1 protein-coding gene and 1 pseudogene are annotated in these 2558 nt (G+C 49.6%); both read left to right on the top strand.

Annotated elements, in window-relative coordinates; all coding sequences use genetic code 11:
- Positions 1-341, top strand: a pseudogene (locus DU000_RS13045) (methyl-accepting chemotaxis protein); the annotation flags it as partial.
- Between the two features lie 188 nt (positions 342-529).
- Positions 530-2558, top strand: a 2029-nt coding sequence (locus DU000_RS12490; RefSeq protein WP_158529712.1) for a HAMP domain-containing protein, incomplete at its 3' end; no start/stop codon positions are given.

Raw genomic sequence — 2558 nt, 5'->3', positions numbered from 1 at the left:
TCAAACGGGTCACCGACATCATGGCCGAGATCAGTGCCGCCAGTCGAGAACAGAGTGACGGTATTGAACAAGTCAACCAAGCGATCACCCAGATGGACAAAGTCACACAACAGAATGCGGCCTTGGTTGAACAAGCGGCAGCGGCGGCCGAGAGCATGGAAGAGCAGGCTGGGAATCTGGCGCGCTCAGTCTCGATCTTCAAACTGGCGGGGCATCTGACGGGGGGCGGTGGCAATAGTGGTGGCCATGCTGGTGGATTGCGCCCCCGGGCCTTACCCCAGCGTACCCCCAAGGCCCTCCCACCCGCTAAACCCCAAGACGATGAGTGGGAAGAGTTCTAAACTGAAATGATGCTCACCAAACAACCCGCTGCGGCGGGTTGTTTTGTTTGTATGCCGTCCTGTTCCAATTAACATTTTTTCAGGCTAACCAATAAGAAAAAATCTCAGGACTACTTGGCCTGTGCCGTTAAACCAATAGATATTTGAAAGTTGGCTGAAATGCCTCGTTACTTAGACAAGGGATAAAAATGAATAAAATTTTTGCGCCTGCTATTAAATTAATGAACCGTTTGACGTTTCCGAGCAAAATCGGCTTGCTGGGGGTGCTATTTTGCATTCCCATTGGCTTTATGCTGATCAAGCTTCTGGATAAATATGCTGTTGATATTGGTTTTGCGCAAAGTGAGCGGCATGGGTTGGCCGTGATCATGGATGCACGGCAGGTTTTACAGCCTTTGCAAGCCCATCGTGGCTTAAGCCGCTTATATCTCTCTGGGGATACGGCAATAGAGAGTCGCTTACAAGAAACCGCAAAAAAAGTAGACAATGCCTTGATTAAACTGGGCCAGAGTAACGCTCAATATGGTGAGGAACTAAAGACAGTCAAAGATTTGGAAGCCGTAAAAAATTTATGGGGCGAATTAAAAGTAACAGGGAAGCAGTTATCTGTAGCGGAAAACCGTGCCAGACATATGACACTCATTGGTCAATTAATGACCTTAATCACCAACGCGGCAGATAATTCGAACTTAACCCTAGACCCAGACCTGGATAGTTACTATTTGATGGATGCGGTCGTTTTCCGTTTACCCGTATTGGGGGAGACACTCGGCAACTCTCGGGCTTTAGCCAGTGCTATTGCGAAGAAAAAAGAGGGCATCGACCGAGAGCAAGTTGAGTTAAGTGGCTTGGCAAAAGCCTTGGAGTTAGATTTAGCGTCTTTACAGGCTGACTATGCGAAGTCGATCGGCGCTAACCCTGATATCAAAGCAGCGTTATCAGAGAAATCTGCGCAAGTCTTGGCTGGCTTGACCAAATATCACAGTTACCTCAAAGAGCAGTTTATTCAAGTTGATAAGGTAGAGATAGATACCAAAGTTTATTTTGAGGAGGTGTCTAAACTTGCCGAGAGTATGTATGTTTTATTTGATGTCACCGCAGCCGAGCTGGATACCCTATTACTAAAACGAATTGACCGCTTTGCAAGTGATCGACTGCAAACTCTCATCATCACTGCGGTGGCATTGCTAACAGCATTATTTTTATTCTTTGGTTTACTTGTTGCGGTGCGCCGTGCTTTTTCAATTATCAACCAAGGGGCAAGCAAGATCGCCAATGGCGACATGAGTGCAGAAATTTTTTCCGATACCAAGGATGAGTTAGCAGAGGTAACGCAATCGGTGAATGCGATTGTGGTGAACTTGAAAAAGTTTGTTTCAGCCCAGTTAGAGATGGCGAAGGCGCACAATGAGGCGGGTCGAGTGAGTTACCAGATGCGTGCTGAGGAGTTTCCTGGGGCGTATGGTGAGATGGCACGCAATGCCAACGAGATGGTGCAATCGCACGTAGCCATGAACAGTCGCTTTGTTGATTTAATGGTGCAGTACGCCACAGGCAAGTTTGATGACAAAATGGAAACCTTACCGGGTGAGAAGCAAAAAGTATCAGACACCGCGGAGAAAGTCCGGGCCGAAATGGAAAGCGCCTACCATGCGGCCCGCTTTAATGCCCGCGTTCGTGCAGCCCTAGACAGCGTCAGCGTCCCTGTCCGAATTGCCAACGACGAAGGCAAAATTCTCTACATCAACAAAGCCCTACAAGACACCCTCTACAAATACCAAAGCGCCTTTAGCCAACAGATTCCTGGGTTTGATCCCAACCACATTGTCGGCAACAGCATTGGCATGTTCTACAGCGACCCCCAGACCGCCATTCAGCGTCTACGCGCCATTGTTGCCGTCACCAAATCCCGCTTGGAACTCGGTGGACGCCAATACGACGTCGTCACCACCCCCGTAGTCAACGAACAAGGCGAACGCCTGGGCACTGTCGGCCAATGGCTCGACATGACCGAGCAACTGGCTGCCGAAAAAGAGATTGCGGGATTAGTGAGTTCAGCGGCGGCGGGTGATTTCAGCCAACGGATTGCTGAGCAAGGGAAAGAAGGATTCTTCCTACAGACCGCACAAGGGCTCAACCAAGTGATGGGGACGAGCGAAGCCGCCCTCAACGAAATTGCCCGGATGCTAGGGGCACTCGCCAATGGCGACCTCACCC

It is taken from the genome of Parvibium lacunae, assembly GCF_003335215.1.
Taxonomy (GTDB): Bacteria; Pseudomonadota; Gammaproteobacteria; order Burkholderiales; family Burkholderiaceae_D; genus Parvibium; species Parvibium lacunae.
Note: the sequence above shows the minus strand (reverse complement) of the source record. Positions and strands in the feature narration are given on the sequence as shown.